The sequence below is a fragment of the Mesorhizobium sp. M2A.F.Ca.ET.039.01.1.1 genome (genome assembly GCF_003998035.1).
Lineage (GTDB): Bacteria > Pseudomonadota > Alphaproteobacteria > Rhizobiales > Rhizobiaceae > Mesorhizobium.
Genome location: NZ_RZRY01000838.1, coordinates 1 through 2,400, shown reverse-complemented (window position 1 = coordinate 2,400; position 2,400 = coordinate 1). Strand labels below are relative to the sequence as shown.

The window sequence follows — 2,400 nt, the reverse complement described above, 5'->3', positions numbered from 1 at the left end:
TCCTCAAGCTTGCCGGAACCGACTTGGCGGGCCATGTTGCCACTGATGGTGGCGATGCCCTTCTCGATCCGGTCGGCCGATATGTCGTGGATCAGGACCTTGTAGCCGCCCAGCGCAGAGACATGGGCGATACCGCCACCCATCTGACCCGCGCCGACAATGCCGATCGTCTCGATCTTGCTCATGAACCCCGATCCCGTCCGGAACGTCCGCACTTCCTTGAAGTACAAAGACGCTCCTGCTTGTTTGTTTCCCGCAATCCGGAGGCGAACCGCCGGATTGGCTCCGGACCTTGATGGCCCGCTTTTTGTGCAGTGCAAACTAAAAGGGCGGGGCGACTTCGTCTACCCCACCCTTTGGATTTTAATATGCCAGAACGGACGGCGTCAAAGCGCCTTTTGCAGCTCCGGCAAAATGACGAAGAGATCGCCGACCAAGCCGTAATCGGCAACCTGGAAGATCGGCGCCTCCTCGTCCTTGTTGATGGCGACGATCACCTTGGAGTCCTTCATGCCGGCCAGGTGCTGGATGGCGCCGGAGATGCCGACGGCAATGTAGAGGTCGGGCGAGACCACCTTGCCGGTCTGGCCGACCTGCCAGTCGTTCGGGGCATAGCCCGCGTCGACCGCGGCGCGGGACGCGCCGACCGCGGCGCCGAGCTTGTCGGCGACCGGCAGGATGACTTCCTGGAACTTCTCCGAAGAGCCGAGCGCGCGGCCGCCGGAGATGATGATCTTGGCCGAGGTCAGTTCCGGACGATCGTTCTCCGAGAGCTTGTTCTCGACGAAGGACGACAGGCCGGGGTTGGCGGCGGCGCCGACCGTCTCGACCGCGGCAGAACCACCTTCCGGCGCTGCCGCGAAGGAGGCGGTGCGCACCGTGATGACCTTCTTGGCGTCGGTCGACTGGACGGTCTGGATGGCGTTGCCGGCATAGATCGGCCGCTTGAAGGTGTCAGGCGAGACCACTTCGATGATTTCCGACACCTGGGCGACGTCGAGCAGGGCGGCGACGCGCGGCGCGATGTTCTTGCCGGCGGAAGTGGCCGGCGCGATGATCGTGTCGTAGCCGCCCGCAAGCGAGACGACGAGAGCCGCAGTCGGCTCGGCGAGGCGTTCCGAAAGCTCGTCCGCTTCGGCCAGCAGCACTTTCCGAACGCCCTTCAGCTTGGCGGCGGCGTCGGCCGCGCCCTTGGCGCCCTTGCCGGCCACCAGCACGTCGACTTCCGCGCCGATCTGGAGCGCCGCCGACAGCGCCTTGGCGGTCTGGTCGGAAAGGCTTGCGTTGTCGTGTTCGGCGATGAGGAGAATTGCCATTGTCTTTATCCTTTCCCGATCGCTTAGAGCACGCCGGCTTCGTTCTTCAGCTTCTCGACCAGCTCGGCCACCGACTTCACCTTGACGCCCGCCTTGCGGCCGCCCGGCTCCTCGGTCTTGATCACCTTGAGGCGCGGCTTGACGTCGGCGCCGAAGTCGGCCGGGCTCTTCTCGTCGAGCGGCTTCTTCTTCGCCTTCATGATGTTGGGCAGCGATGCATAGCGCGGCTGGTTGAGGCGAAGGTCGGCGGTGACGATCGCCGGCATCTTCAGTTCGACCGTCTGCAGGCCGCCGTCGACCTCGCGCGTCACCTTGGCATGATCGCCGGCAAGCTCGACCTTGGAGGCGAAGGTGCCCTGCGACCAGCCAAGCAGCGCCGCCAGCATCTGGCCGGTCTGGTTCGAATCGTCATCGATCGCCTGCTTGCCGAGGATGACGAGGCCGGGCTTCTCCGCCTCGACCACGCCCTTCAGCACCTTGGCGACGCCGAGCGGCTCGGTCTGCTCGTCAGTCTTAACCAGAATGGCCCGGTCGGCGCCCATGGCGAGCGCGGTGCGCAGCGTTTCCTGCGCCTGCTGCGGGCCGACCGAGACGACGATGATCTCTTCCGCCTTGCCGGCTTCCTTGATGCGGATCGCTTCCTCGACCGCGATCTCGTCGAACGGGTTCATCGCCATCTTGACATTGGCGAGCTCGACGCCGAGTCCGTCGGCTTTCACCCGGACCTTGACGTTGGCATCCACAACCCGCTTCACGGGCACAAGGATCTTCATTTTCCTGTCACCTCTCCTGAGATAGTCGGGGCGCTATAGCAGCGTACGCCCTGTCAGAGTTGTCGAAAGCCGACATTACGGGCGGAATATCCGCCCAGCGGTGCCGTTTCCGTAGTGGCGGCAAATCCGCGCGTCAATATCCCACGAGGCACCCAAATCGGTTCAGTCCCGAGGCGTCGCTGCTCCACGGCCCCATTGCGACCCCGGCTGCGCCGGGGTGCCGTCGCTCGCGGCGGGCTCGACGGGGACAGGCGGCTGCTGGATGTTCGGCGTCGGGTCCGGCTCGCCGTCGGCGCCGGCCAGCAGCGGCA

General features: G+C 65.0%; 3 protein-coding genes. All 3 read right to left on the bottom strand.

All coding sequences use genetic code 11. The annotated features are described in order from the left end of the window. A partial coding sequence (locus EOA24_RS34435) for a 3-hydroxyacyl-CoA dehydrogenase NAD-binding domain-containing protein (protein ID WP_245501920.1) occupies positions 1–185 on the bottom strand: 185 nt, incomplete at its 3' end. A 201-nt stretch (positions 186–386) separates the two neighbouring features. Then, on the bottom strand, positions 387–1,316 hold the full coding sequence (locus tag EOA24_RS34430; RefSeq protein ID WP_127410616.1) for an electron transfer flavoprotein subunit alpha/FixB family protein: 930 nt from the start codon (positions 1,314–1,316) through the stop codon (positions 387–389). 23 nt (positions 1,317–1,339) lie between these two features. Next, positions 1,340–2,089, bottom strand: coding sequence for an electron transfer flavoprotein subunit beta/FixA family protein (locus EOA24_RS34425; RefSeq protein ID WP_126081055.1), 750 nt, complete (start codon positions 2,087–2,089; stop codon positions 1,340–1,342). Between the last annotated feature and the right edge of the window lie 311 nt (positions 2,090–2,400).